This is a genomic window from Microbacterium sp. (assembly GCF_051953575.1).
Lineage (GTDB): Bacteria > Actinomycetota > Actinomycetes > Actinomycetales > Microbacteriaceae > Microbacterium.
On record NZ_JBQCIP010000061.1, the window covers coordinates 14,873 to 39,978 of the forward strand.

General features: G+C 69.7%; 24 protein-coding genes. 9 read left to right on the top strand and 15 right to left on the bottom strand.

What is annotated here, in order from left to right:
- Positions 1–208 precede the first annotated feature (208 nt).
- Positions 209–1,792, bottom strand: a complete 1,584-nt coding sequence (locus tag ACTHNQ_RS04475) for an amidohydrolase (RefSeq protein ID WP_440331455.1) — start codon at positions 1,790–1,792, stop codon at positions 209–211.
- Between the two features lie 648 nt (positions 1,793–2,440).
- The gene (locus tag ACTHNQ_RS04480) at positions 2,441–3,727 is read right to left on the bottom strand and encodes an extracellular catalytic domain type 1 short-chain-length polyhydroxyalkanoate depolymerase (protein ID WP_440331457.1); all 1,287 of its coding nucleotides are present in this window, start codon (positions 3,725–3,727) and stop codon (positions 2,441–2,443) included.
- Positions 3,728–3,897: 170 nt separating this feature from the next.
- Between ACTHNQ_RS04480 and ACTHNQ_RS04485 the strand changes: the two genes are divergently transcribed.
- Both ACTHNQ_RS04485 and ACTHNQ_RS04490 read left to right on the top strand, forming a co-directional pair.
- Positions 3,898–4,848 (top strand): NADPH:quinone reductase, encoded by a 951-nt coding sequence (locus tag ACTHNQ_RS04485; protein WP_440331459.1) that lies wholly within the window; start codon positions 3,898–3,900, stop codon positions 4,846–4,848.
- Between the two features lie 664 nt (positions 4,849–5,512).
- Positions 5,513–6,148, top strand: coding sequence for an ATP-binding cassette domain-containing protein (locus ACTHNQ_RS04490; RefSeq protein WP_440331461.1), 636 nt, complete (start codon positions 5,513–5,515; stop codon positions 6,146–6,148).
- Positions 6,149–6,420: 272 nt separating this feature from the next.
- Here ACTHNQ_RS04490 and ACTHNQ_RS04495 read toward each other — a convergent pair whose 3' ends face one another.
- Positions 6,421–7,431: a LacI family DNA-binding transcriptional regulator gene (locus tag ACTHNQ_RS04495; RefSeq protein ID WP_440331463.1), complete on the bottom strand. Its 1,011-nt coding sequence runs from the start codon at positions 7,429–7,431 to the stop codon at positions 6,421–6,423.
- A 189-nt stretch (positions 7,432–7,620) separates the two neighbouring features.
- On the opposite strand from ACTHNQ_RS04495, the gene ACTHNQ_RS04500 reads away from it, so the two are divergent.
- From ACTHNQ_RS04500 to ACTHNQ_RS04525, 6 genes are all read left to right on the top strand, one after another.
- Complete coding sequence (locus ACTHNQ_RS04500; RefSeq protein WP_440331465.1) at positions 7,621–8,874, top strand: sugar ABC transporter substrate-binding protein; 1,254 nt, start codon at positions 7,621–7,623, stop codon at positions 8,872–8,874.
- Positions 8,875–8,877: 3 nt separating this feature from the next.
- Positions 8,878–10,011 (top strand): carbohydrate ABC transporter permease, encoded by a 1,134-nt coding sequence (locus tag ACTHNQ_RS04505; RefSeq protein ID WP_440331467.1) that lies wholly within the window; start codon positions 8,878–8,880, stop codon positions 10,009–10,011.
- Entirely contained in the window at positions 10,008–10,922 is a 915-nt protein-coding gene (locus ACTHNQ_RS04510) for a carbohydrate ABC transporter permease (RefSeq protein ID WP_440331469.1), read from the top strand. Before ACTHNQ_RS04505 ends, ACTHNQ_RS04510 begins: the two co-directional genes overlap by 4 nt.
- The gene (locus tag ACTHNQ_RS04515; protein WP_440331471.1) at positions 10,919–12,862 is read left to right on the top strand and encodes a glycogen debranching N-terminal domain-containing protein; all 1,944 of its coding nucleotides are present in this window, start codon (positions 10,919–10,921) and stop codon (positions 12,860–12,862) included. Before ACTHNQ_RS04510 ends, ACTHNQ_RS04515 begins: the two co-directional genes overlap by 4 nt.
- A gap of 18 nt (positions 12,863–12,880) precedes the next feature.
- A complete protein-coding gene (locus ACTHNQ_RS04520; RefSeq protein WP_440331538.1) occupies positions 12,881–13,324 on the top strand; it encodes an Lrp/AsnC family transcriptional regulator in 444 nt (147 codons plus the stop codon).
- A 371-nt stretch (positions 13,325–13,695) separates the two neighbouring features.
- On the top strand, positions 13,696–14,478 hold the full coding sequence (locus ACTHNQ_RS04525; protein WP_440331473.1) for an IclR family transcriptional regulator: 783 nt from the start codon (positions 13,696–13,698) through the stop codon (positions 14,476–14,478).
- 49 nt (positions 14,479–14,527) lie between these two features.
- Here ACTHNQ_RS04525 and dmpG read toward each other — a convergent pair whose 3' ends face one another.
- The 10 genes from dmpG to ACTHNQ_RS04575 all read right to left on the bottom strand — a co-directional run bounded on the left by dmpG (position 14,528) and on the right by ACTHNQ_RS04575 (position 23,030).
- A complete protein-coding gene (gene dmpG, locus ACTHNQ_RS04530) occupies positions 14,528–15,538 on the bottom strand; it encodes a 4-hydroxy-2-oxovalerate aldolase (protein ID WP_440331474.1) in 1,011 nt (336 codons plus the stop codon).
- A complete protein-coding gene (locus ACTHNQ_RS04535) occupies positions 15,535–16,491 on the bottom strand; it encodes an acetaldehyde dehydrogenase (acetylating) (protein ID WP_440331475.1) in 957 nt (318 codons plus the stop codon). The genes dmpG and ACTHNQ_RS04535 overlap by 4 nt, the downstream gene beginning before the upstream one ends.
- 3 nt (positions 16,492–16,494) lie before the next feature.
- Complete coding sequence (locus ACTHNQ_RS04540) at positions 16,495–16,881, bottom strand: hypothetical protein (RefSeq protein ID WP_440331477.1); 387 nt, start codon at positions 16,879–16,881, stop codon at positions 16,495–16,497.
- Positions 16,878–17,726 carry an SDR family NAD(P)-dependent oxidoreductase gene (locus ACTHNQ_RS04545; protein WP_440331479.1) on the bottom strand — a complete coding sequence of 283 codons (849 nt, stop codon included), beginning with the start codon at positions 17,724–17,726 and terminating at the stop codon, positions 16,878–16,880. Before ACTHNQ_RS04545 ends, ACTHNQ_RS04540 begins: the two co-directional genes overlap by 4 nt.
- Positions 17,723–18,565: an alpha/beta fold hydrolase gene (locus tag ACTHNQ_RS04550; RefSeq protein ID WP_440331481.1), complete on the bottom strand. Its 843-nt coding sequence runs from the start codon at positions 18,563–18,565 to the stop codon at positions 17,723–17,725. Before ACTHNQ_RS04550 ends, ACTHNQ_RS04545 begins: the two co-directional genes overlap by 4 nt.
- Before the next feature lie 22 nt (positions 18,566–18,587).
- A complete protein-coding gene (locus tag ACTHNQ_RS04555; RefSeq protein ID WP_440331483.1) occupies positions 18,588–19,184 on the bottom strand; it encodes an aromatic-ring-hydroxylating dioxygenase subunit beta in 597 nt (198 codons plus the stop codon).
- Positions 19,185–19,291: 107 nt separating this feature from the next.
- Positions 19,292–20,515, bottom strand: coding sequence for an NAD(P)/FAD-dependent oxidoreductase (locus ACTHNQ_RS04560; RefSeq protein ID WP_440331485.1), 1,224 nt, complete (start codon positions 20,513–20,515; stop codon positions 19,292–19,294).
- A complete protein-coding gene (locus ACTHNQ_RS04565; RefSeq protein ID WP_440331486.1) occupies positions 20,512–20,853 on the bottom strand; it encodes a bifunctional 3-phenylpropionate/cinnamic acid dioxygenase ferredoxin subunit in 342 nt (113 codons plus the stop codon). The genes ACTHNQ_RS04560 and ACTHNQ_RS04565 overlap by 4 nt, the downstream gene beginning before the upstream one ends.
- On the bottom strand, positions 20,846–22,210 hold the full coding sequence (locus ACTHNQ_RS04570; protein ID WP_440331488.1) for an aromatic ring-hydroxylating oxygenase subunit alpha: 1,365 nt from the start codon (positions 22,208–22,210) through the stop codon (positions 20,846–20,848). Before ACTHNQ_RS04570 ends, ACTHNQ_RS04565 begins: the two co-directional genes overlap by 8 nt.
- Before the next feature lie 10 nt (positions 22,211–22,220).
- Entirely contained in the window at positions 22,221–23,030 is an 810-nt protein-coding gene (locus ACTHNQ_RS04575) for a 2-keto-4-pentenoate hydratase (RefSeq protein WP_440331490.1), read from the bottom strand.
- Between the two features lie 100 nt (positions 23,031–23,130).
- Here ACTHNQ_RS04575 and ACTHNQ_RS04580 point away from each other — a divergent pair, with 100 nt between their 5' ends.
- Positions 23,131–24,102: a zinc-binding dehydrogenase gene (locus ACTHNQ_RS04580; RefSeq protein ID WP_440331491.1), complete on the top strand. Its 972-nt coding sequence runs from the start codon at positions 23,131–23,133 to the stop codon at positions 24,100–24,102.
- A 10-nt stretch (positions 24,103–24,112) separates the two neighbouring features.
- Here the strand turns inward: ACTHNQ_RS04580 and ACTHNQ_RS04585 are convergent, their stop codons facing one another.
- Entirely contained in the window at positions 24,113–24,289 is a 177-nt protein-coding gene (locus ACTHNQ_RS04585; RefSeq protein ID WP_440331493.1) for a hypothetical protein, read from the bottom strand.
- A gap of 515 nt (positions 24,290–24,804) precedes the next feature.
- On the bottom strand, positions 24,805–25,095 hold the full coding sequence (locus ACTHNQ_RS04590) for an AraC family ligand binding domain-containing protein (RefSeq protein ID WP_440331495.1): 291 nt from the start codon (positions 25,093–25,095) through the stop codon (positions 24,805–24,807).
- Positions 25,096–25,106 lie beyond the last annotated feature (11 nt).

The window sequence follows — 25,106 nt, forward strand, 5'->3', positions numbered from 1 at the left end:
GTTCACGCGAAGAGAGTGGCCACCACGACATCGCGCTCAGCCTCCACATACGAGCAGGACCGATAAGGGAGACGGAGGGATTTGAAACTCGTCGATCGTACTCCTTTCCATGCCAGCACCGAATGCCGCTCTTAGATGTAGGCGTCACGCTCGGCGGCCGCCACTGTCCTCAGATCCGCGATGGACTCGCCTACCTGAGGAATGGAGGTCAACCGCGACGGTACTCGCGGCGTCCGGCGATCCAGGTCTCGTCGACGGACGCGCCGCGCAGCTCGTCGTCACCTGCCAGCACGTCACGGTCGAGGACGACGAAGTCGGCGAAATGGCCAACGGCGATGCGTCCAGTGCTGCCGGCACGGCCGTTCACGAAGGCGGATCCGCTCGTGTACGCGGCGAGCATCGCCGCCGGATCGAGCCGGTCGTGCTCCTCGATCTGCGCGCGCTCACCGGGCTCGGTGAGCATGCCGGCCACGGCTTGGACCGCCAGCAACGGGTCCGGTGAGGTCACCGGCCAGTCGCTGCCCGCAGCAAGCCGGGCGCCTGCGGCGAGCAGACGCCCGAAGGCGTACTCGCGGGTCTCGGGGTCTGCCGTCATCGTCGAGGCGTGTAGGTGGTCGTGCGGCACAGCCGAACCCGCCCAGAGTCCCTGGATGTTCGCGGTCACACCCAGCTTGGCGAAGCGGGCGAAGTCCTCTTCGGCAACGAAGAACAGGTGCGCGATGTGGTGGCGGCGCACCGCACGCCCGTTCGCGGCGATCGCCGCCTCGACCGCGTCGAGCACCCAGTGCGTCGTCGCGTCGCCGTAGGAGTGGTAGTGCACGGTGAATCCGAGCGCGTCGAGCGCGACCGTCGCCTCGCGCAGCGCTGCGGCGTCCATGAACACCACATCGGTGCCGTCGACCATGATCTTGACCGTGTCGGCGACGATCCGGCTCGCTCCCGCGCTGCCCTCCAGAGCCGCCCGGCGGGCGACCAGGTCGGGGATCTGCGCGAGCCCCCGCGAGGCATCCCACCACAGTGCGGTCGTGAGCCGCAGCCTGAGCTCTCCGCTCCGCAGCAACTCGAGGTACGCCTCGTACTGATCGAACATGCCGAGACCGGTTCCGACGAGCGCGTCCTGCACCGAGGTGATGCCGAGCGAGAGCAGGTGCTCCTGCGCCTGCAGGATGGCGGTGGCGCGCTCTCGCACCGACAGCGCCGGCATCGCATCGCGCAGCGCCGCCATCGCCCCTTCCTCGACCATGCCGCTCAGTCGCCCGTGCGCATCGCGACGGAACACGCCGTCTTCGGGATCGGGGGTGTCGTCGCCGATGCCGGCGGCCTCAAGTGCAGCGCTGCTCACCCACATCCCGTGACGGTCGAACGGCGAGATGGCTGCGGGCCGGCCGCCGACGATCTCGTCCAACTTGTCGCGGCTCGGCCCCTCGGGGTACGGGAAGACCATGCGGTCCCATCCGCCACCGAGGATCCACGGCAGATCGGGGTTCGCGTCGGCGTAGGTTGCGAGCGCCGCGTACACCTCGCCGGGCGTCGTGAGTGCCGTGAGATCACAGGTCAGCAGGTCCTGGCCGCCCGTCCCCATGTGAATGTGCGCATCCTGGAAGCCGGGCACGAGGAGCCTGCCGGTGAGGTCGACTCGTTCGGCGCCTTCGAGGTCCAGACCGCCGGCCGGCGCGACACCGGCGATGCGCTCGCCCTCGACCAGCACGTCCAGCGGACGCGATCCCGCGAATCCCTCGGTCCAAACCCGCCCGCCGACGAAGGCCGTCCTGTTCGGTGTCTCGATTTCCACGTTTGACCCTCTCGTCGGTTCCCGGCTGTCGCAAACCGCAGCGGCTCCCGCACGCGCGACGTGGCACGTCCGAACGCGCGGGGCGTGCCCACTCTGCGCGAGATCGCAGACACCGGTCAACGGGCCGTTCCGTCAGGCGGCCCGAGAGCGCTTGCGCGCTACCTCAGGATCGAAGCGGGAAATCGCATTCCCCGCAACGCCTCGAGCACACGGACTTTGCGGACCTCGCCTTCCGGCCCCGACCCCCGATGACGCGGTTGGCGTGCGGAGTCCGATATTGTCTTGTCCTTCCTTTCTGCTGCGGGTCTCGTGGCAGCTCGCCTCCGGGACGGAGGACTGCCGTCACAGCGCGAATCTCACGGCAGGGGACCGCGACATGAGGGGCGGACTCCGGCGGGTCGCCGAGGGTGAATTCGCATGAGCCCCGGGAACACTCGCGACACCCCCCGACCGTCCACGGGTTCGGGACGCCAGCCGCCGAGGGTGCCGCGCGCCTCGGCGCGTAGCCGTGCGAGGAGGCGGTCCACCGACACCCAGACGCAATCCGCCAGTCGGAGCCGAAACCGCTGCGGTCTTCACGTCGACGAGTTCGTCTCATCCGTCGCCACGGGACGTGGAAGCGCCGCCCAACGCGGCGCTCCGTCCGTCCTAACTGCAGGAGCTCACTTTGGCGTACCCACCGCTGCCGTTCGACTTGAGGCTAGTCATGGTCGCATCGCCCTGGCCGAGGTAGGCAAGCGTTCCGACAGCGTAATACGGGTTGTAGGGATTCAGTCCGTACGACGTCGCACGCCCCGCGGCCTTGTGCTCCGCGTTGGTCGCGGTGAAGCAACCATCGGTCGGCGTCGGCGTCGGCGTCGGAGTCGGAGTCGGGGTCGGGGTCGACGTCGGGGTCGACGTCGGGGTCGGGGTCGGGGTCGGGGTCGGGGTCGGCGACCGGTCCATGCGCCGGTTGTTGTCGAAAAGGAACTTCGTAACGTACGCGGGATAGTCGATGCTGTTGGCCGAGATGTACGACCCACCCGCACCCGCGCCTGCCGGCCAGTTGTGGCCGAGGTTCGAGTTCTGGATGACCGAGACACGCGGGCCGGCGGCATCCGAATACAACGTTCCCGAACCGTTGGTGTTAGTCCCCGCCAGCCCGGCAAGGCTGAAGGTGGACGACGTCGACGCTCCGTAGATGTCGGCCATGATCTGGCCGTTCAGCGTGTTGTACCCCGGCGCAACGGTCGTGTCATTGCTGCCGTAAACGATAGAGGTGACCTGTGTCGCGAACGACGACGAAGCGGTCCCGGCGAACGCCCGGCACGTGGCGGCACCCTGCGCCTTAGAAACCGCGACGCTGCCGATCTGCCCTGACGTCGTACCGACCGTCGGCCCAGCATTGATGCCGATCCCCGCAAACACGTCGGGGGCGAGGCATCCCATCACCATCGTCTCCCCTCCTCCCGACGACAGTCCCGAGACATACACCTGGTCGGGATCGATGCCCAGCGCGGAGCGCCCGGAGAGCGTCGTGGCCAGAGCGATGAGGTTGTCGTCGTGCCTGGCGGGGCTCGCGTGCGAGTGGCTGGCATCGTAGTAGTCCCAGCAGCCGAGGACGACCCCGCCGTCGGGCGCGTCCGGGATGGCGACCACCATGCCGTAGGCGTCGGCGGTGGCCGTCCAGTTGCCGGCGGACTGCAGATTGGCCGCCTTCTGAAGACAGCCGTGGAGGTTGATCATGAGCGCTCGGCCGGCGGATGCCGCGGGCGCGGTGCTGGGCGTATAGAGCCGCACGCTCATTCCGGCGATCGTCTCGGTCGTCCACGTACCGGCGGCGGCGGATGCGGTGACCGCCTGCGCCCCCGATGAGAGGGTGAACAGTCCGGCGGCGGCGAGGGCGACGGCTGCGATCGCCGTGCCTATCTTCGGCCGCGAGGGGGAAGGTGCCATTGAACATCTCCTTCGACGTCAGCGGTGCGACGTTGCACCGCACCGAACTTACCTGAAAGATGATTCATACAACAGGTCTCGAGTTGATTACACGCCCGGACCGCCGCGCAGTCACGATGGGGGCCCCGATGAGGAGCATTTGGTACGAACGAGCCGGCCAGGCACGCCAGGTGCTGCAGTACGGAGACCTGCCGACCCCCGCCCCCGGCCAGGGCGAGGTGCTTGTCCGGATCAGCGCGTCGGGCGTCAATCCTTCCGATGTGAAGGCACGGGCCGGAACTCGAGGCGGACGAAGCCGCCCTGCGTTCGACGTAGTCGTTCCGCACAGTGACGGCGCCGGGACCATCGTCGACAGGGGGCCTGGCGCGGAGCGATTCTCGGTCGGCGACCGGGTGTGGCTCTGCAACGGGCAGTGGCGCCGCCCGATGGGAACCGCTGCCGAATACATCAGCATCGATGAGAATCTTGTGTTCGCGCTGCCCGGTTCCGTATCGGACCGAGTCGGCGCGGCGCTCGGGATCCCTGCGTTGACGGCCTGTCATGCCGCGACCGGGTACGGCGATCTGTCCGGTCGCGTCGTCCTGGTGAGTGGAGGTGCGGGCACGGTCGGGCGACTGGCCGTCCAGTTCGCCAAGCACGCCGGCGCCTGGGTGATCGCCTCGGGGCGCACCCCGTCTTCTGAGGAAGCGATCCTCAGCGCGGGCGCCGATGCATTCGTAAGTTACGAGAGTCCTTCGTTCGTTGACGACGTGCGGCAAGCGACGGGCGACCGGCCCGTGGACCATGCCATCGAGGTCGAGTTCGGCGCCAACGTGGACCGGCTCACGGGCCTGCTCGCCGACCGCGCGACCGTCGTGGCCTTCGGGTCGGCCCGGATGCAGACACCGCCCCTGCCGTTCTACGAACTCCTATTCAAGGGCGTAAGACTCGAGTTCCTCCTGGTGTATCTCCTGACCGACGAGGAGCGTCATGCCGCGGCGACTCGCGTCAACCAGCTTCTCGTCGCCGGGGATCTCGACGTTCGGGTGGACAGCGAGTTCGCGCTCACCGATTGCGCCTCAGCACACGAACTCGTCGAGCGCGGTGGTCATCGTGGCGCGGTGGTGCTCCGGGTCAACTAGGCTGCATTCCTCTCTCGGAGCGAGTACATCAACGCACCACAGAACGCGACAACCCGCCCGCCCGGACCGAGTGCAACAAGGCAAAGATCTACAGCCCGGAGTCGGCTGTGTCCACAGGTTGACGATCAGGAACACGCAACAGGGTTGCGGCGATCACCCCTGTCCCCCAGCGCCGTTGCTGGCTCGCGAGAGCGCCATCGACGCACCGAAAGCACCGGAGGAGGACGACCGCCCTCGCGCCCGGTTCAACGAGTGGCGCTGCGCGCGTAGGACGCCTCAGAGGAACTGCTTCCCTCCTCGGTCACGGTCGCCTGGATGCCAGACCACGTCGTGGCTGTCGTATCTGTGCGCGGCTCGGGCAGGACCAGCCGGGCAACGGGTGTCTCATGTGTCGCGCCGCGGACGTGCAGAACGCCGTTGTCTCCGCGGACGACGGGAAGTGGCCGTCGCACGGCAACGAGACACCCGCGGAGCGAGACCGCACCAACGGAACAGGCGACAAACCTCTCACTCGAGAGCACCGCGGGTGTCCTCGTTGGCGCCGTATTTCGTCGTACGTCGCCCGATGACGGCTCGATCCAATCCGGCTTACGAACGCATGTTTTGATCGTCGGCGTCTACCGATAAGACGCCATTGACCTGACATCAATCCCAAGGGTTCGCCATGTCCTCTTCTCTTGCGCTTTCACGCACCCTCGACCGCCGTGACCACGGTGCGCCGACCGCGGGCGTCGCGTTTGCCGACGTGTCGAAGACCTTCGACGACGGAACGCGCGCCCTCCAGCCGACGAGCTTCTCGATCGAGCCGGGCGAGTTCGTGTCGCTGATCGGCCCCTCGGGCAGCGGTAAGTCCACCGTGCTGCGCCTGGCCGCCGGCCTCGACGAGCCCACCACCGGCAGCGTCGGCATCGACCGCGACCGGATCGGCTACGTGTTCCAGGACCCGACCCTTCTGCCGTGGCGCAGCGTGCAGCGCAACGTCGAGCTGCTCATGGAGATCGACGGCGTCGACAAGCGCACCCCGCGCCAGTCGCCCATCGTGATGGTCACCCCGGGGCCGAGCGGGAGGACCGACCCACTCTCGTGGACGAGCTCGCCATCTCCTTCCACGATCTGCATGAACTCCACGTACCCGATGTGCTCCGTGGTGAACTCCCCCTCCGTCACGCGCCAGAGGCCGACTTCGGAGTCGCCCACCCTCCCGGTGGCGATTGTCGATGTTCTCGGTGCGCCCCGGAGCACCCGCTCGGGAGCGATCGGCTCATACGGCGGCCACGGCGTGCCTGCCAAGACGTTGTGAGTGATCTCGATACTCACGGCTCTCCTCTGCTCCGTGTCGGATGCGTGTGGTCACACGCCGCTCCTACTCGGGTCCGCCCGCCGCTGCCGGTTCCGTTCCTCGGGACGCGGACCGTGTCGAGTTCACGGCATCGGGAGGGTTCGAAACGACTCGTTCAACACTGCTGGCGTAGAAGCTGTGCGGTTTCGCCGCGGGAATCGGTCGCGCACCGACTCGCGTTTCATGACGTGCTGGCGACCACGCCAGTGACCGAAAGGGCCTGAACGTCGCTGTCAGCGCACGATGAGACGAGGCTCAACGAGGACGTGTGCATGGCCGGGCGTGGCGGGCCGCGGGGAGATGATTCTTCCAGTGTTTCCCATGAGCAACTCGATCGCCCCGGCTGCCACGCGTTCCGGAAGCTGCTCGACGCTGCTCAGACCCAACGCCTCCACCACGGGGGTGTTGTCGAATCCCACCACCGGCAGCCCCGCGACACGCGCATCCGCGGTCGCGAGGTGGGCTCCGATGGCGAGCGAGTCACTCGCACACACGATGCCGTCGACCATTCCCAGGCTGTCGAGGCAGTCGGCGACCAACGCTCGAGCATGCGCGACGTCTTCCTCGCACACCAGACGCTCGCCACGCGCACCCGCATCGTCCATGGCCTCTCGCCACCCGCGCTCCCGGTCGTCCCCCGTGCCGGAGCCTGCTGGCCAGCCCAGAAATGCGATCCGGGATCCGGCGCGCCCAAGCAGGTGACGGGTTGCGGCACGGGTACCGGCGGCGCCGTCGACGTCAACCCAGAGATGCGAGGGCGCACTGAAGTCGTCTTCACCCCACGGCCGCCCGAACGCCACGAATGGGACGTCCCTCTCAGCGAGCCATCGCGTGCGCGGATCACCGTGAAATGTACCCGTGATCACGACTGCGTCAATCTCACCTCCGTCAGTCAGTTCCCGCATCCTCGCGATCTCCTCAGCAGGAGACCGCGCCGCGTAGAGTTGGATGCGCATCCCGCGGTCACCCGCCTGCTCTGTGAGGGCATGCACGAACCGGTCGAGCACCACGCCTGAAATGCCGCCGGCATACGGGTCGAGGTGAATCCCGATCGTCGAGCTCCGCTGCGTGCGCAACTGCCGCGCGGCGACGTGAGGACGGTACCCAAGCTCTGCGATTGCGCGACGCACCCTCAGTCGAGTCTCCTCCCTGACGATGTCGGGCGCGTTGAGCACATTCGACACTGTTTGTCTCGAGACACCCGCTGCGCGAGCCACGTCTTCGACTGTCGGCGCTTTTGACATGGGCCCCTTCACTGGCACCGCGTGTTCTGATCGTTCAAATCGTTATCCTATGGCCACGACGAACCGGTTGACAGCCTCGCTGGGGGTTTTCTATGGTGACTTGATGACGCTCTTTGATCGTTCAAATTACGATCGAAGCCGACGCACCCGCGTCGATCTCGTCACAACTCATCGAAGGGGAAGAGTCAAATGACACGGCACACCACTCGCGCTCTGCTTGGCGGCGGCGCAATGCTCGTCACCGCCACGCTCGGCCTGACCGCCTGCGGCTCGGGGTTCAGCGGAGGCGACGACACCGCCTCGGGCGAGTTCACCTCCAGCGACGACGCGCTCACGATCCTCATCGGGTCGTCGGGCGAAGCCGAGACCGCCGCCGTCGAGGACGCCGTCGCCGCCTGGTCGGCCGAATCCGGCGTCGACGCGAAGGTGCAGGTGGCCAACGACCTGCCGCAGCAGCTGTCCCAGGGATTCGCGGCCGGCACCCCAGCCGACCTGTTCTACCTCGCCACCGAGGCGCTGGCGGGCTACGCCGGCAACGGCTCCCTCAAGGCCTACGGCGACCAGCTCGAGAACAAGGACGACTTCTACCCGTCGCTCGTGCAGAACTTCACCTACGACGACGAATTCTACTGCGCACCCAAGGACTTCTCGACGCTGCAGCTCATCATCAACAAGGGACTGTGGGATGCCGCGGGCCTGACCGATGCCGACATCCCGACCACGTGGGACGAGCTCGCGACCGTCGCGGCCACGCTCACGAAGGACGGCGTGACCGGCCTGTCGTTCGGGCCGGAGTACCAGCGCATCGGCGCGTTCATGGCGCAGGCGGGCGGCAAGCTCGTCAGTGAGAACGGCACCGAAGCGGTGGCCGACAGCGCCGAGAACGTCGAGGCGCTCACCTTCGTGCAGGAGCAGCTGGCTGCGGGCACCTTCGCGTACGCGTCCGACCTCGGTGCGGGCTGGGGCGGCGAAGCGCTCGGCAAGCAGCTGTCGGCGATGACGATCGAAGGCAACTGGATCACCGGCGCGATGACGAACGACTTCCCCGAGGTCGACTACACCGTCGCCGAGCTGCCCGCGGGCCCCGAGGGCAAGGGCACTATGCAGTTCACGAACTGCTGGGGCATGGCCGCCGACAGCCCCAACCAGAAGGCCGCACTCGACCTCGTCGAGTACCTGACCAGCGCCGAGCAGCAGCTGGCGTTCTCGGAGGCGTTCGGCCCGATGCCGTCCGTCGAGTCCGCCGCCGACGACTGGACGGCCGCGAACCCGGAGCTGTCCGCGTTCCTCGCCGGCGCCGACTACGCGCAGGGCGTGCCCACCAACGACGGCGTCACCGCGGTCATCTCGGACTTCAACGCCCAGCTCGAGGGCCTGAAGACCGGCGACCCGCAGCAGATCCTCGACACCGTGCAGGGCAACCTCGAAGCGGTCGTGGGCTAGCCCATGACCGCGGCCACGTCGGCGTCGCCCCGCGTCCGGAGGCCCCAGCAGGGCCTCCGGCGCGGGGAGGCGCTCGCGGGGTGGATATTCACCCTGCCCGTCCTGATCATCCTGGGCGTCTTCCTGCTCATCCCCGTGCTGATGGCGCTGTGGGTCAGCTTCTCCGATTGGTCGGGGCGCGGCAGCCCGCTGTCGCCGAACGTGCAGTTCGTCGGGCTGGAGAACTACGCCGCCATCACCGTCGACGGCGGCCTGCCCACCCGGGACTTCGGCACGGCGCTGCGCAACAACGCCTGGTACGTGCTGCTCGTCGTGCCGTTGCAGACGGCACTCGCGCTGTTCCTCGCGGTGCTCGTCAATCGCGCGATCCTGAAGGGCCGCGGCCTCTTCCGCACCGCTTTCTACTTCCCCTCCGTCACCAGCTCGGTCGCGATCACAGTGCTGTGGCTATTCCTGTTCTCGGCGACCGGCGTCGTGAACGAGATCCTCTCGTGGCTGGGTCTGAACGGGCCGAACTGGTTCCAGAACCCCAGCGGCATCATCCACAACGCCCTCGCCTCGGTCGGCATCACGACCGGCCCCGCCTTCCTGACCGAGAACGACTTCCTCGGCCTCTCCTGGTGGGACTGGCTCTCGGGCCCGTCCGTGGCGATGAGCGCCTTCATCCTGATGGCCGTGTTCACGACGAGCGGCACGTTCATGCTGTTGTTCATCGCCGCCCTGCAGAACCTCAGCGGCGAGGTTCAGGAGGCCGCGATGATGGACGGCGCGAACGGATGGCAGCGCTTCTGGAGGATCACCCTCCCCCAGCTGCGCCCGACGCTGTTCACCGTCCTCACCCTCGGACTCATCGGCTGCTGGCAGGTCTTCGACCAGATCTACACCGGCACCCAGGGCGGCCCCGCGAAGACCACGATGACCCCGGCGTACCTGTCGTACTCGTCCGCATTCCTCGACCAGGACTGGGGACGGGGCGCGGCGATCGCCTTCATCCTGTTCGCCATCGTCATCGTGTTCGCCACCTTCCAGCGCTGGGTGCTGCGTGACCGACCGGTCTCGAAGCGCCGCATCCGCCAGTACCAGGTCGTGACGAGGCATCCCTCGCCCGCCGCGCCCGAGAAGGAGGCGACGCGATGACCGGCACCACTCTCAAAGAGAGCCGCGTGCTCGCGCAGGAGCACCCGAAGCCCCGGCAGACGCGCAGGCGTCGCGGATGGCACACACGTACGAGGGCATGGCAGGTCGTGCTCTACGCGCTGCTTATCGCGCTCGCCCTGGTGTACATCTATCCGTTCCTGGTGCAGGTGGCGACCTCGTTCAAGACGGATGCCGAGGCCGCCGTCGATCCCGTCTCGCTGATCCCGCAGACCTGGTCGGTCGCCGCCTACGAACGCCTGTTCCTGCGCAGCGACTTCCCGGTGTGGTTCGCCAACTCCGCCGTGGTGACCGTCTGCGTCACGCTCGGCCGCGTGTTCTTCTGCTCGCTCGCCGGCTACGCGCTGGCGCGACTGAACTTCCGCGGACGCGGCGTCGTGTACGCCGCCGTGGTCGCGGTAATGGCGGTGCCGGCCGTCGTGCTCCTCATCCCGAAGTTCCTCGTCATCAACCAGCTCGGTCTGTACGACTCGTACGCGGGCATGATCCTGCCGCTCCTCGTGGACGCGGCGGGCGTGTTCATCATGAAGAACTTCTTCGAGTCCATCCCGGCCTCGGTCGAGGAGCAGGCGCGCATCGACGGGGCAGGCACGTTCCGCCTGTTCTGGTCGGTCGTGCTGCCCATGGCCCGCCCCGCCCTGGTGACGATCATCATCCTGTCGTTCCAGGGATCGTGGAACGAGCTGTCGCACTTCATCGTGGCGACCCAGTCGCCGGAGCTCACGACCCTGACCAAGGGTGTGGCCTCGCTCGCCTCCGGGCAGCTCAGCCAGGGCACCCAGTACCCCCTCAAGCTCGCCGCCGCACTCATCATGACGATCCCCGTCGCCGTGATGTTCTTCGTGTTCCAGCGGCGAATCATGAACACCAGTGAAGGAGCCGTCAAGGAATGAACAACGACGCAACCGGCGCCCCGCCGTTGCAGCCACTGCTGAACGACGCCGTCATCGCGTTCCGAGCGCCGACCCAGTGGTGGTCGAGCCGCAGCGGCGATGCGGGAGCAGCTGCGATAGACGGGGTGTATCACGGTGACGTCCGCCACATCCGCGCGATCGAGCTGTCTTGTGCGCAGTCCCCGATCGAGTGGATCTCGACGGCACCCGACGGGCCCGCGCGCGTCGTGTTCGGGGGCCTGCTGCGCGGCGTCGACGACCACCTCCCCGACCCCAAGGTGCGCGTGATCCGCGACCGCCGGGTCGAGAGCGGCGTCGTCAGCGAGACACTCACGGTGGCCTCGCGCCTTCCCACGCCGGTGGAGACCTCGCTGACATTGCGCCTGCAGCCCGATTTCGCCTCGCTGCACGACGTCAAGTCGGGAATCGCCGACACGCGCGACGTCCGTGTCGAGACGGCGGACGGCGCCACGACGGTCTCGAGCGGCGCCCAGTCGTTCGTGCTGCGCGCTCCCGGCGCGGAGCTCGTCGTCGATGACTCGGGTGCGCTCGTGGCCACGTGGCCGGTCGTCGTCGAGCCCGCGTCGACCACGAGCGTGACGTGGGAGATCGCGCTCGACGACACTCTCGTCGTGCGCCAGGCCGCGACGGCCGCGCCGTGGGACGCCCGCGCGCTGGCGGACGGCATCCGCCCGACCGACCCGCGCCTCGCCCGCTGGCTCGAGACCGCGCTTGGCGACCTCGACGCGCTGCGGCTGGCCCTGCCCGATCACCCGGAGGACGAGTTCTACGCCGCCGGCGCCCCCTGGTTCTTCACGCTGTTCGGGCGCGACTCGATCTGGGCGGCTCGCCTCGCGCTGTCGGTCGACACGCGGGTCGCGGCATCCACCCTCCGCGTGCTCGCGCGCCTGCAGGGCACCGTCGACGACGCGGAGACGGCGCAGGAGCCCGGCAAGATCCTCCATGAGCTGCGTTCCACGACGCTCGAGATCCCCGGCGAGGGGATCTCGCTGCCGCCGCTGTACTACGGCAGCGTCGACTCGACGGCGCTGTGGGTGTGCCTGCTCGGCGACGCCTGGCGGGGCGGGATGCCCGAAGCCGAGGTGCGGGAGCTCCTTCCGGCCCTCGTGCGTGCGCTGCGCTGGATCCTCGACGTCGGCGACAGCGACGGCGACGGGTTCCTCGACTACATCGACCGCACCGGCCGTGGCCTTGCCAACCAGGGCTGGAAGGACTCGGGCGACTCGATCCAGTGGCGCGACGGCACCCTGGCGACGGGGCCGATCGCGCTGTGCGAGGTGCAGGCGTACGCGTACGAGGCGGCGCTGGCAGGTGCCGATCTGCTCGAGGCGTTCGCGTCCGAGCCGCTCGGCGGCGATGCTCCCGCTCCCGCTGAACTGCGCGAGTGGGGGGCGGCGCTCCGCGAGCGCTTCGCCGCGACGTTCTGGATCACCACGCCCGAGGGGCGCTACCCCGCCGTCGCGCTGGACCGCGACAAGCGGCCTGTCGACACCCTGACCAGCAACATCGGCCACCTCCTCGGCACGGGACTGCTCGACGCCGAGGACGAGGCCCGCGTCGCGGAGCTCCTCGTGGGCGCGTCGATGGCCAGCGGGTTCGGCATCCGCACCATGTCGGCGGATGCCGCCGGCTACTGGCCGCTGTCGTACCACGGCGGCAGCGTCTGGACCCACGACACCGCGATCTGCGCGCGCGGCATGGCGAAGGCCGGCCTGCGGGAACCCGCCCGCGTCGTCGTCGAGGGTCTCCTCGCGGCCGCGGAGGGCTTCTCGTACCGCGTTCCCGAGCTGCACGCGGGCGACGCGTCCACCCAGACGCCGTCGCCGACGCCCTACCCGGCCGCGTGCCGCCCCCAGGCCTGGTCGGCCGCCGCGGCCGTCACGTGCCTGGAGATCCTGAGCGACACGCACGCTCGCTGACACACCGAGAACGCCGCCCTGCCGACCCCTCCGGGTCGACAGGGCGGCGCCGCACTCCAACAAGACGGGCGGCTTGGTAACGCAGAACTGGGCGACCTTGTCGGTCTCAGCGCAGGCGGCGCACGCAAGCGTGTGATGCGACTGCAGAACCGTGGCATCCTGCAGGTCGTCGGCGTCACTGATCCGCTCCGGCTGGGTTATCAAAGCATGGCCATGATCGGCATCGTCGCCGACGGAGACGTCGAATCCGTGGCTTCAGCGCTCAACGACATCGAGAGCGTGATCTACGTCGTGCTCGCCGCCGGCCGATACGACCTGCTTGTCGAGGTAATCGCAACCGACCAGGAGTCGCTGTTCGCGTTGATCAACCAGCAGATCCGGGCGATTCCCGGCGTATCGCGGGCGGAGACGTTCACCTACTACGCGATTCGCACCCACCGGTTCGGTTGGGGCGCACCGTGAGCGCCCCACTCCGCGGGCCATGGCTTCTCGCGGTGACGGCTGTCGGGCTACTGGTCGCTGCCGGTGCAGCCGGTGTTGACCAGGCCGCCGCTGGCGCCCACCGGCCGCTTCCCCAGCCGCTTGGCGCGCATGTGATGGGAACGCACTGAGCCTCGCTTCCACCCCCAACACTTCCGCATCGCGCACGAGTCTGACGTCGTAGGACTGACGCACGCTCGGGACGAGTGCAGCCTCGCGCGTCCACTAAAAGTGACGATCCGCCATTTGAAACTACCTAAAACTCGTCGCGTTCGGATACATTTACACATCCGACAAACATCGACGTGGATGTGGACCCGAATGCCGCTCCGCGCCAAACCTAGGGGGGCCCCATGGACGCGGCAACTCGAACGCGCGATGACCGGGCATCGGTCGACAAGGCCCTTAGCCTCCTAGTCGCATTCCGAGCGCAGACCCAGACCGGTGTCGGAGTCAGCGAACTGGCCCGACGTTCGGGGATGAGCAAGTCGACAGCCCATCGGATCCTCGGAATGCTCGAGCGTAATCGGGCCGTCGAGCGGGCCGGGACGGCCTACCGCCTCGGGCCTGTCTTTGCAGAGATCGGCGCTCGAGTGGACTCCCCGATCCACGACGCGCTGCGTGACCTGCTCACGCCATACCTCGCGGACCTCTACCAGGCAACGCATCAGACCGTGCACCTCGCGGCGCTGCACGGCACCGACGTCGTGTATCTCAACAAGCTCCACGGCCATCGATCGGTGCGCTCGCCGAGTCGGATCGGTGGCCGCATCCCGGCCTACTGCACAGCAGTCGGCAAGGTGCTGCTCGCCCACGACGCCGGCGCGATGGATGCAACCCTGGCCGGACCGCTCTCGCAATGGACTGCGAGGACCATCGTCGACCCTGAGCTCCTCGCGCGCGAGCTCGAGACTGTCCGCGAGCGGGGGGTCGCGGTCGATCGGGGCGAGCTCCTCGAAGACCTCCATTGCATCGCGGGTCCGGTCATGGGGCCGCGCGGACGACCGGTTGCCGCCTTCTCTGTCTCCTGCCCAGCGGGTGCGGATCCGACCAAGTACGCGGTCGAGCTCCGCCGGCTCTGCTACGCCGCAAGCAGGGCGCTTCAGACCTCCCGCACTCTGGCCGAGGCACGGTGAGCGCGGTTCCTGGCCGACGTCCTTGCGGGCGTCGGCCAGGAACGGGACTTCAGCGACCGCGCGCGGAGAGGTCGAGCGCGACATCCGCGATCATGTCCTCCTGCCCGCCGATGAGTCCGCGCGCGCCGACCTCCACGAGGATGTCGCGCGCATCGAGGCCGTAGTGCGCGGCAGCGGTCTCGGCGTGGCGCAGGAAGCTCGAGTAGGCGCCGGCGTAGCCGAGCGACAGGGTCTCGCGGTCGACCTGGACCGGCCTGTCGTGCAGCGGGCGCACGAGGTCGTCCGCGGCATCCTGCAGCGCGAAGAGATCCGCGCCCGTCTCCCAGCCCTGCAGGCGCGCGACGGCGACGAACGCCTCGATCGGCGTGTTGCCGGCTCCCGCACCGTGCCCGGCGAGCGACGCATCGACGCGACGCGCGCCGCCCTCCACAGCCACGACCGAGTTGGCGACGGCGAGGCTGAGGTTCTGATGCGCGTGGATGCCGATCTCGGTGCTCTCGTCGAGGACGTCCCGGTAGGCGCGCACGCGGTCGGCGACGCCGCTCATGGTGAGGCGTCCCGCCGAGTCCGTCACGTAGACGCAGCGGGCGCCGTAGGACTCCATGAGCTTCGCCTGCTTCGCGAGCGAGGCGGCATCGCTCAGATGCGACATCATGAGGAAGCCCGAGACATCCATCCCCCACTCGCGCGCAGCGGAGATGTGCTGCGCCGCGACGTCCGCCTCGGTGCAGTGCGTCGCGATGCGCACCGAGGTGATGCCGAGCTCGAACGCCCTCCGCAGATCGCGCAAGGTCCCGATGCCGGGAAGCAGCAGCGTGGTCAGCACCGCTCGCTGCACGCGCGCCGCGACCGCTTCGATCCACGCGGCGTCGGAGTGGGACCCGACGCCGTAGGTGAGGGAGCTGCCCGCCAGCCCGTCGCCATGGGCGATCTCGATCGCATCCACCCCCGCGTCGTCGAGTCGGCCCGCGATCTCGGCGGCGGCGGCGGGCGGGATCCGATGACGGATGGCGTGCATGCCGTCGCGCAGGGTGACGTCCTGCAGGTAGACGCGGGTCATGGCGTGTGCTCCTTCGCGGGGTGCAGCGCGACCAGTCTCTCGGCGGCACGGAGCGCCGCGCTGGTCATGATGTCGAGGTTGCCGGCGTAGTCGGGCAGGTACATCGCGGCGCCGGCCACCTCGAGGAACACGGTCACCCGTGTGTAGCCGCCGGCGTCGACCCGTTCCGCGGGAAGGAGCGCGTCGAGCTCTCCGCCCTGGTCGAGGAACTGCACGTCCTGCTTGAGCCGGTAACCCGGCACGAAGCCCGCGACCTCCGCCACCTGGGCGGCGACCGCCTCTTCGACGCGTGCGCGGGTGGCGGCATCCAGTCGCGAGGTGACGACCTGCACGGTGTCGCGCATGATCATCGGCGGCTCCGCGGGGTTCAGCACGATGATCGCCTTCCCGCGCGCCGCGCCTCCGACCTGTTCGATGGCCGCCGCCGTGGTCTCGGTGAACTCGTCGATGTTGGCCCGGGTGCCGGGGCCGGCCGAACGCGAGGCGATGGATGCCACGATCTCGGCGTAGTGGACGGGTGCGACCCGTGCGATGGCGGCGACGATCGGGATCGTGGCCTGCCCGCCGCACGTGACCATGTTGATGTCGTCTTCGCCGGCGTGCGCGTCGAGGTTGACGGAGGGGACCACGTACGGCCCGATCGCCGCAGGCGTCAGGTCGACCAGCCGCTTTCCCAGCGGCCGCAGCCGTTCGGCGTTCACCCGGTGCGCGCCGGCGCTGGTCGCGTCGAAGACGATGTCGATGTCGTCGAACTGGGGGCTCGCGACGAGCCCCTCCACCCCGTCGTGCGTGGTCTCGATGCCGAGGCGCGCGGCCCGGGCGAGACCGTCGGAGTCGGGGTCGATGCCCACCAGCACCGCCATCTCGAGCCGGTCCGACAGCCTCATCACCTTGAACATGAGATCGGTGCCGATGTTGCCGGACCCGATGATGGCGACCTTCGTCTTGTGCATGGACTACTCCTTCAGCGGGATGTCGTCGAGGACGTGGGGCTGCGCGAGGACCCAGCCGGGCTCGCGCACCAGCAGCGAGCGCCCGCCGGCGCGGATCTCGACGTCGACGACGTATCGAAACCCGGCGTCCTCGGCCCGGGAGATCTCGTCGAGATCCCCCTCGGTCACGGCGAGGATGACGCGGCGGCAGCGGGGATCGACGGCGAGGGCGCTCTCGGCGGCCGCCGCCAGCTGTGCGGCGGAGGCCTCGCCCGTCACGAGCAGCTCCTGGTCGTGGCTGCCCGCGGGGTAGGCGTCGACGAGGTCGCCGTCGCGCGCCCGGCGCACGCGGATCGCGGCGCGGGGGGCGTCGTCGGGCGACGGATGCCGGGGGGCGGGCTGCGCGCTCACAGCGCGTCGCCTCCCGCCGCGGTGGCGAACCCGCGCACGCCGATGCCGCCGTCCGCGTTGACGATCGCGCCCGTGACGACCCCGGCGTTGCGCGCGGAGGCCAGCAGTACGTACGGCCCGGTGGAGTCGTCGGGATCGGTGCTGGCGTCGTGCAGCGGGATCCACATGTTCGCCCCGGCGGCGCCGGACGCCTCCCGTCGCGCGAACGAGTCCGCGATGGTGCGGTCGGCCAGCCCGCCAGCCTCGGGTCCGCGCAGGTCGGTGCGGAGCCCGCCGATCGCGACGCCGTTGACCCGCACGCGGGGCGCCAGCTCGTAGGCGAGCTGGGCGACAAGCCCCCGCGCGGCGTGCTTCGCCGCGGTGTACACCGGACCGCCGCCGGCGACGTGGAACGAGGCGTTGGAGAGCGTCATCACGACGTTGCCGCGCGACGACACCAGCTCGCGCCACGAGGCCGCGACGGTGAGGAGGTATCCGGTGACGTTGACCGCGAAGATCTCCTCGCTCATCGCCGCCAGCTGCGCCGGCGGCGTGGCGGTCACGGAGCGCTGGAAGTCCCACAGGCCCGCGTTGGGCACCACGATGTCGAGCTTGCCGAACCGCGCCACGGTCGCCGCGACCGCCGCCTCGAGATCCGCCGGGCTGCGAACGTCGCCGGCGACCGGGAGCACGCGCTCCCGGTGCTCCCCCGCCCCCTCGACGGTCGCGCGCAGCCGCTCCGCGTCGCGATCGAACACCACCACGCCCGCCGCGCCCTCGCGGAGGAAGCGCAGCGCGACGGCCCTGCCGATGCCCGAGCCCGCGCCCGTCACCAGGGCGACGTCGTGCTCCAGCCAGCCGGTCATGCGTCGAGGAAGCCGCGGACGAGCTGCTCGAACTCGTCTTTCTTCTCCACCTGCACCCAGTGCCCGCAGCCTCCGAACACGTGCAGCTGCACGTCACGGATCTGCTTCAGCATGAGCCAGGCGCCGTCGAGGGTGATGGTGCGGTCATCGCGTCCCCACACCAGCAGCGTGCGCGCCGTGATCCGGTCGAGGTCCTTCCAGAGCGCATCCATCCCGCCACGACGCGCGAAGGCGGCGTTGTAGCGGTGGTAGAACTCGACGTGCGAAGGATCGAGGGATGCCTCGTAGCGCTGACGGATGCTCGCCTCGTCGAACTGCCGCGCATCGGCGACCATGGTGCGCACGAAGCTCTTCATCTTGGCGACGGTGGGCCCCTCGCCGTTGTAGTAGCGGAACATCTCCTTCTGCCCCTCCGTCGGGGTCGGCCCGAGGGGCACCCACCCTCCCCCGGGCGCCATCAGGACGAGCCGGGCGACGCGCTCGGGCTGTGCGATGGCCATCGCCAGCGCGGCGGCGCCGCCGAGGGAGTTACCCAGCAGCGAGAACCGCTCGACGTCGAGGGCGGCGAGCGTCTGGAACAGCGCATCCGCGGTGATCTCGGTGATCGACCGCTCTTCGAGGGCCGCCTCGTCCGGCCGGTAGCTCGCTCCGAACCCCGGCTGATCGGGCAGAATCAGCCGATAGCCGTCGAACGCCGCGAGGTTGTCGCGGTAGTTCGCCAGCGCGCTCGCGCCCGGCCCGCCGCCGTGCAGGAGCACGAGCGGTTCGCCGTCGCCGACGGTCGTCACCGAGACGTCCCCGAGGGTGGTCTCGATCTGCCGTGTGAGGTGCTCGGTCATGCGCTATTCCCGTCGATCGCGTTCAGAAGAAGGTGCTGATGTTCTTCATCAGCAGCACGTTCTGCTCGAGCAGAATCGTGCGATGGACCACCTCGTAGCCGTGGATCCCGCTCCGCCGGAGCACATCGGTGCGCCCGCCGGCGTAGACGTCGACCTCGGTGTGCAGGCGGTTGCGATAAACCAGGAAGGCGCTGCGCGCCGACAGCAGCCCGTCGGACCGCTCGCGCACGGTCACGTTGGAGACCAGGTGCCGGGTGCGGCTGGGCGGGTCCTCGGCCCACGCCATCCCGGAGTCGTAGCGGCGAATCCGCCAGGCGAGCGACTCCTTCGTCTCGTCGTAGAACGCCGACTCGCCCCGGGCGGCGATCGACAGCGCCTGCTGCCGGCGCAGCCGGTTGCTGCGGATCGGAGCCCAGTACTGGAGGTCTTCCGCCAGCATCTCCAGCCAGTCGGCGAACCGGCCGTCGTCGAGCAGCTCCGCCTCGAGGAAGTAGAACTGCCCGACCTCGAAGTGCGTCTGCGGGTCTGCGAGCTCCCCGGGCGGGAGGTCGGCCACGGCGGCCGGTGCGGACGATGTCGCGCCGTTGAGCGTCTGGGGGTTCAGATGCGTGTCGGACATGGATCCATCCCACCTGCCCGGACCCGACGGGGTCCATCGGCCGTTCCGAGCCACGGCACGGCACGGCACGGCATGGCTCGGCACGCCATGGCACGACAGCGGGGCGGTCATGCCCCGGCCCGCAGAAGCGAACGGAGCGTGACAGCGGGGTCGGCGAGGTCGGATGCCGCGACCGGGACCCGCTGGTCGATCAGGCGCCGCGCCGCGCGCACCGTCATGGGCTCATCGAGCGCCGCCGCCCCGACGAGCCTGCCGTCGTCGACGAGGAACACCGCGAGGCGCCCGCTCGAGGCGCGCAGCACCACCGTGCCCGGGCCGGTCATGCGCCCCACCGCCTCCAGATGGACGCCGTGCCGGTCCGACCAGAACCATGCGGCGCCGCGTTCGGGTACGGGTAGGCCCAGCATGGCGTACGCCGCGTGCTCGCCGCTCAGCTGTGCGGCTTCCCAGTGCTCCTCGCGGCGCGCGGCGCCACCGGCGACGGCGCGCAGCGCCACGTCGCCGGCGGCGAAGACGTTCGCCGCCGACGTCTGGTACTCCTCGTCGACGGCGATGCCGCCGCCGACCTCGAGGCCGGCTGCGCGGGCTAGGTCGTCGCGCGGCTCGATCCCGATGCCGACGACCACGACGTCGCCCTCGATGCGGCGCCCGTCCACCAGCACCACGGCAGCCCCGCCCTGCTCGCCCTCGATGCGCTCCACGAGTCCCTGGACGACGACGACGCCGCGCGGCTCGTGCATGGCGTGCAGGGCCGCGGCCATCGCCTCCCCCACCGCCGGGACGAGGGGCGTCTCCACCGGGTCGACGAGGGTGACCGCGCTGCCGCGGCCGCGCAGGCTCGAGGCGAGCTCCGCCCCGATGAGCCCGGCGCCCACCACGACGACGCGGGACTCCGGGCGCACGGCCTCGCGCAGCCGCTGCGCGTCGGCGAAGGTGCGCAGCACATGGACGGCGCTTGATTCGATGCCCGGGATGCGGGGCATCCGGGCGCGTCCGCCGGTGGCGAGCAGGATAGTGTCGGCGGCGAGCGTCTCCCCGCTGTCGAGGAGGACGGAGCCGGCCTCCGCGTCGATGCCCACGGCGCGCCGGCCGAAGCGCGACGCGATGCCGAGCCGCTCGAGCGCCGCGTCGTCGGCGAGTGTGACCGTGTCGAGCCCGAAGTCCGGGTCGAACAGCTTCTTGCTCAGCGGCGGCCGGTCGTAGGCGCAGGGCTCCGGGTCGACGAGGGTCACACGCCCGGCGTGACCGAGCGTCCGCAGCGACCGGGCCGCGCTTAATCCGGCGACGCCGCCGCCGACGACGACGACCCGTCCGGCCTCGCGGGCGGTCACGGCACCAGGCGATCGGGGTCGGGGACCACGCGGATCACGTCGCCGTCGATCACGACGCGGTGGCACGCCACGGGCACCGTGGCCGGCATCGACAGCACCGAGCCGTCGCGGACGCAGAACTTGCCGGCGTGCAGCGGGCATTCCACGACGCCGTCCTCCAGCCATCCCTCCGACAGCGACGCCTTCTCGTGGCTGCAGGTGTCGTCGAGGGCGAAGTAGTCGCCGCCGTCGTTGAACAGCGCGATGTCGTCGACGGTGCCGGTGACGGACGCCGCGATCTTCACCGCCTCACCGTCGGGCACGTCGCCCAACTGGGCGACCGCGATCCCCTCAGTCATCCGAGTCCTCCTCGTGCCAGGCGGGCGTGTTCATCAGCTCGGCCCACCTCTGGTAGAAGCGCCGTCCGGCGCTGTCGCTGTACAGGGTGCTGGTCGACCCCGGGTGCACCCCGTCGTCGCGCTCGCTGCCCAGCCCCATCTGGTAGTTCAGCGGCACCGAGTTGGTGCGCCAGCCGTGCGAGATCGCCTGGATCTCGCTCCAGTTCTCGCCGTCGTCCTGCTCGAAGATGCCCGAGGGGCCGAAGGTGCGCAGGTTGTAGAGCCGCTGCGCGGTGCGCACGTCGGGCGGCATCGACTTGTCGAGCACCGTCCACGCCCACACCTCCATCTCGTCGGGTCCCTTCGGGTGCCACACCCGGATGCTGCCGTTGACCGGCAGGTACGAGAAGTTCGGGAACACCGTCGCGTGCCCCGTCGTCAGCGGGCCCTCCACCCGGGCGTCGCCCAGTCGCTCGCGGAGCGCGGCGTAGTCGTAGTACGCGTGCACCGGCTGCGCGTCGAACCGGCTCTTCGGATGCGTCGGGAAGCCGGTGCCGTTGCCGCGATCGTCGGAGTACTGACGGCCCGGCGTGGCCGCGATCTCCGGTTTGGGTCCGCGACCGGTCGGCGAGAGCACCATGAGCGCCGACGCGTGCGACATGTTGACGTGGTACCAGTCGGTGCCGAACTGCTCCGCGGCGAGCTTCCAGTTGCCCTTGAGGACCCACTTGGTGATGCCGCCGACGACGGTCGTGCCCTCCGAGTCCCGCCCGAGGAAGGCCTCCATGTACCACGCCATGTCGCCGAGCTGGTCGCGGAGGTCGGGGGCGTCGGGGTTCCACGTCGCGAAGACGAGCCCGAGGAAGGTGTCCAGGCGCGCGACCTCCACGAGCCCCCACGCCGAGCGGTCCCACTGATCCTCCGGGTAGCCGTCCTCGTTGGGGACGCTGACCAGACACCCCTGCAGGTCGTACGACCACCCGTGATAGGTGCACGTGAAGGCGCGCGCGTTCCCGTAGTCGGCGCGCAGCACGCGTGCGCCGCGGTGCCGGCACGAGTTCAGGAACGCACGGATGCCGCCCTCCTTGTCGCGCGTCACGATGACGGGGTCCTCGCCCATGAACGTGGTGAAGAAGTCGCCCGCCTTCTGCAGCTGGTCGACGTGCCCCAGGAAGAGCCAGCTCGTGGCGAAGACGCGCGCCTGCTCCTGCTCGTAGAGGCGGCGGTCTGTGAACACCGCCCGGTCGACGATGCCATTGCGGGTGTCCACGAGCCCAGACACGTCGATGTCCGCCTGCCAGCCGGCGGGCCGGCGGATGTCGCCGGTCGAGGTCGGGCGAGAGCCCTCGTGCGTGCTCGGAAGCCGGGTGGCGGCCATGTCGTCCTCCTCAGTCTCGCGCGGCGGTGAATCGCACGGGCGCCAGTCCCGGCGCGGCGGTCTGCCACTCGCTGTCCGCGGTCAGCGGCACCGCCGCGCACACCGCTCCCGCCAGCACCCGGTCGCCCGCCCGGAAGCGCTCGCCGAACGCGCCGATCGCGGTGGCGAGCCAGTGCAGCGACACCAGCGGATCGCCGAGCACGGCCGAGCCCGCTCCGGTGGCGGCGACGGCGCCGTCCTGCCGCAGCGTGATCTCGCGCCCGGGCAAGGCCGTCAGCATCCCTTCGTCCGCCGGTGCGAACTCACCCCACACGACGCGCGCGCTCGAGGCGTTGTCGGCCACGGTGTCGACGAGTGCGATCTTCCAGTCCGCGATGCGCGAGTCGATGATCTCGAGCGCCACGGCCACGCCGTCGATCGCGGCGCGCAGCTGCGCGAGATCGGGTGCGGGCGGCAGGTCCGCGCCGATGCGGAACGCGAACTCCGGCTCGATCCGCGGGGCGATCAGCGTACGCGGATCGAACGTCCCGCCGTTCGCGATCTGCATCCGGTCAGTCAGCACGCCGAAGTCGGGCTGATCCACCCCGAGCTGCTGCTGCATCGCGCGCGAGGTCAGCCCGACCTTGTGGCCGACCTGCCGTTCCCCGGCCGCGAGCCTCAGCTCGACGTTGTGCCGCTGGATGCGATAGGCCGACTCGATCGTCAGACCCGGGCTCGTGAGCGACAGCGGGGGGATGGGTCGCCGGTCCTCCTCGGCACGATGCAGCGCCTCGGCGAGGGCGTGCACGTCGTCGTGCGGTGCAGGCATGTCAGTGTTCACCGGTCCATCGTCGGCGAGCAGGCGAGGCGGAGCGACCTGGTGTGCCGCGGACTGGAACGGCCGTCGGCACGCCTGCGGGCGGTGGCGTCATGATCGGCTCATGCGCGCAGCGGTGGCTCTGTCCCAGCATCCCGACTCCCCCCTCGACGGGCTCCGGCTCATGCAGTGGCCGACGCCCGAGCCGCCGACCGGATGGACGCGGGTGCGCGTGGCGGCGGCGGCGCTCAATCCGCACGACACCTGGACGCTGCGAGGCGTCGGGCATCCGGCCGACCGCATCCCGATCGTGCTCGGCTGCGACGCCGCCGGCGTGACCGACGACGGCCGCGACGTGGTCATCCACCCCGTCATGGGCGATGCGGCACGCGGCCGCGGCGACCAGACGCTCGACCCCGGGCGCGCGCTGCTGTCGGAGACCATCGACGGTGCCCTCGCCGAATACATCGTCGTGCCCGACGCGATGGTCGTCCCCAAGCCCGAGGGCCTCACCTTCTCGGAGGCGGCCTGTCTCGGCGTCGCGTGGGGCACCGCGTACCGGATGCTGTTCACCCGCGCGCACGTGCAGCCGGGCGACGTCGTGCTCGTGCAGGGCGGGAGCGGCGGTGTGGCCAGCGCCGCGATCGCCCTCGCCGCGGCGGCCGGCGCCCGCGTGTTCGCCACCGCCCGCACCGAGGCCAAGCGGCGCTTCGCGCGGGAGTGCGGCGCGCACGAGGTGTTCGAGCCGGGTGCGCGCCTGCCCGAACGGGCCGACGTGGTCGTCGAGACCGTCGGCGAGGCGACCTGGGCGCACTCGCTGCGCTCGGCGCGACCCGGCGGCACGATCGTGGTCGCCGGCGCCACCAGCGGCGGCATGCCCCCGGCCGAGCTGCACCGCGTGTTCTACCAGCAGCTGAGCATCGTCGGATCGACGGGGTGCACGCGCGTGGAATTCGGGGCGCTGCTGCGGATGCTGGCGGTCACGGGCGTCCGTCCGCGCCACGAGGAGATCTCCTTCGAGGCGGTGCCCGAGGGCTTCCGGCGGCTCCTCGCCGGCGACGTGCTGGGCAAGCTCGTGGCGCGGTTCGACATCTGAGCCGAGCCGTTCAGAAGGTGTTGCCGCGTCCGTCCATCGACAGCTGCGGGATCGTCGTGCACACGAAGAGCGTCGCCTGCGGTGTGATCGCCTCGAACAGATGCGGCGCATCGGCCGGGAAACGGTCTTGCCGAACGAGTTCGCGACCATCGCCAGGTCGTGCACCTGGGGCGTCACCGACATCCACGAGGCCAGCACCGTCGTGTCATCCCGGTGCAGCGCGTACTCCCGGCGACGGAACCCGAGGTTCTCACGCACCCAGCCCTCGGCCTGGTTGATCGTCTCCCTCGAGGTCTGCACGTTGAAGTGGTCGATCCGTCGCACACCGAGACCCCGGCGACGAGAGCTGTTGCTCGGCAGCTTCGAGGAGATCTCCTCCGGCGCCCCGGGCTTGTCGATGTCGTAGTAGAGCTCGAACGGATGCACGCTCCCTGGCCCTTCGGACGCCAGGCGCCGCTTTTACCGCTGCATGCCTGTGCCAGGCCACCCCGAACGCGGCGGTCTGTCGGTCAGCGCTTCTGGCCTGGAGGCTGTTGTCAGGGAAGCGGTGATCGCCCGTCTTGCCGTCACCACGCTCCCGGCCGACACTCCAGAGACAGGCGGTGCGGTCGCGGAGGCAATGGGACGGATCATGGCCGCGCGCGAGCGGATGGAGGATCTCGCCCGAGACTACGGAGCAGGAATGCTCACTCGCGGCGAGTATCACGCGGGGCGTGTCGCCGCGCAGAGCGCCGTACACGACGTCCAGGCGTCGGGATGCACGCCCGGACGGACGCGCGTCGTGTCGGCGAGCACCCATCGCATGTGAGCGCGGAGGAAGGACTCGTCGAAGTACAGCGTCCAGAGCCGCACAGTCGGTGCCGGGCGTACTGAGCACCACATGCCGGCCCCGAGGGTCATCGCGGAGCCCGGCGTCAGCTCGTGGATGCCGGTGGCGGTATCGACCTGCGCGGCACCCTCGAGGACGTGGACGATCTTAGCGTGCCCGAACACGGCGCGGTGGA

Excerpts from the sequence above, each read along its gene's own strand:
- ACTHNQ_RS04480 (WP_440331457.1), bottom strand. The coding sequence starts at position 3,727 with ATGGCACCTTCCCCCTCGCGGCCGAAGATAGGCACGGCGATCGCAGCC.
- ACTHNQ_RS04490 (WP_440331461.1), top strand. The coding sequence starts at position 5,513 with ATGTCCTCTTCTCTTGCGCTTTCACGCACCCTCGACCGCCGTGACCAC.
- ACTHNQ_RS04495 (WP_440331463.1), bottom strand. The coding sequence starts at position 7,431 with ATGTCAAAAGCGCCGACAGTCGAAGACGTGGCTCGCGCAGCGGGTGTC.
- ACTHNQ_RS04500 (WP_440331465.1), top strand. The coding sequence starts at position 7,621 with ATGACACGGCACACCACTCGCGCTCTGCTTGGCGGCGGCGCAATGCTC.
- ACTHNQ_RS04505 (WP_440331467.1), top strand. The coding sequence starts at position 8,878 with ATGACCGCGGCCACGTCGGCGTCGCCCCGCGTCCGGAGGCCCCAGCAG.
- ACTHNQ_RS04510 (WP_440331469.1), top strand. The coding sequence starts at position 10,008 with ATGACCGGCACCACTCTCAAAGAGAGCCGCGTGCTCGCGCAGGAGCAC.
- ACTHNQ_RS04515 (WP_440331471.1), top strand. The coding sequence starts at position 10,919 with ATGAACAACGACGCAACCGGCGCCCCGCCGTTGCAGCCACTGCTGAAC.
- ACTHNQ_RS04525 (WP_440331473.1), top strand. The coding sequence starts at position 13,696 with ATGGACGCGGCAACTCGAACGCGCGATGACCGGGCATCGGTCGACAAG.
- dmpG (WP_440331474.1), bottom strand. The coding sequence starts at position 15,538 with ATGACCCGCGTCTACCTGCAGGACGTCACCCTGCGCGACGGCATGCAC.
- ACTHNQ_RS04535 (WP_440331475.1), bottom strand. The coding sequence starts at position 16,491 with ATGCACAAGACGAAGGTCGCCATCATCGGGTCCGGCAACATCGGCACC.
- ACTHNQ_RS04545 (WP_440331479.1), bottom strand. The coding sequence starts at position 17,726 with ATGACCGGCTGGCTGGAGCACGACGTCGCCCTGGTGACGGGCGCGGGC.
- ACTHNQ_RS04550 (WP_440331481.1), bottom strand. The coding sequence starts at position 18,565 with ATGACCGAGCACCTCACACGGCAGATCGAGACCACCCTCGGGGACGTC.
- ACTHNQ_RS04555 (WP_440331483.1), bottom strand. The coding sequence starts at position 19,184 with ATGTCCGACACGCATCTGAACCCCCAGACGCTCAACGGCGCGACATCG.
- ACTHNQ_RS04565 (WP_440331486.1), bottom strand. The coding sequence starts at position 20,853 with ATGACTGAGGGGATCGCGGTCGCCCAGTTGGGCGACGTGCCCGACGGT.
- ACTHNQ_RS04570 (WP_440331488.1), bottom strand. The coding sequence starts at position 22,210 with ATGGCCGCCACCCGGCTTCCGAGCACGCACGAGGGCTCTCGCCCGACC.
- ACTHNQ_RS04580 (WP_440331491.1), top strand. The coding sequence starts at position 23,131 with ATGCGCGCAGCGGTGGCTCTGTCCCAGCATCCCGACTCCCCCCTCGAC.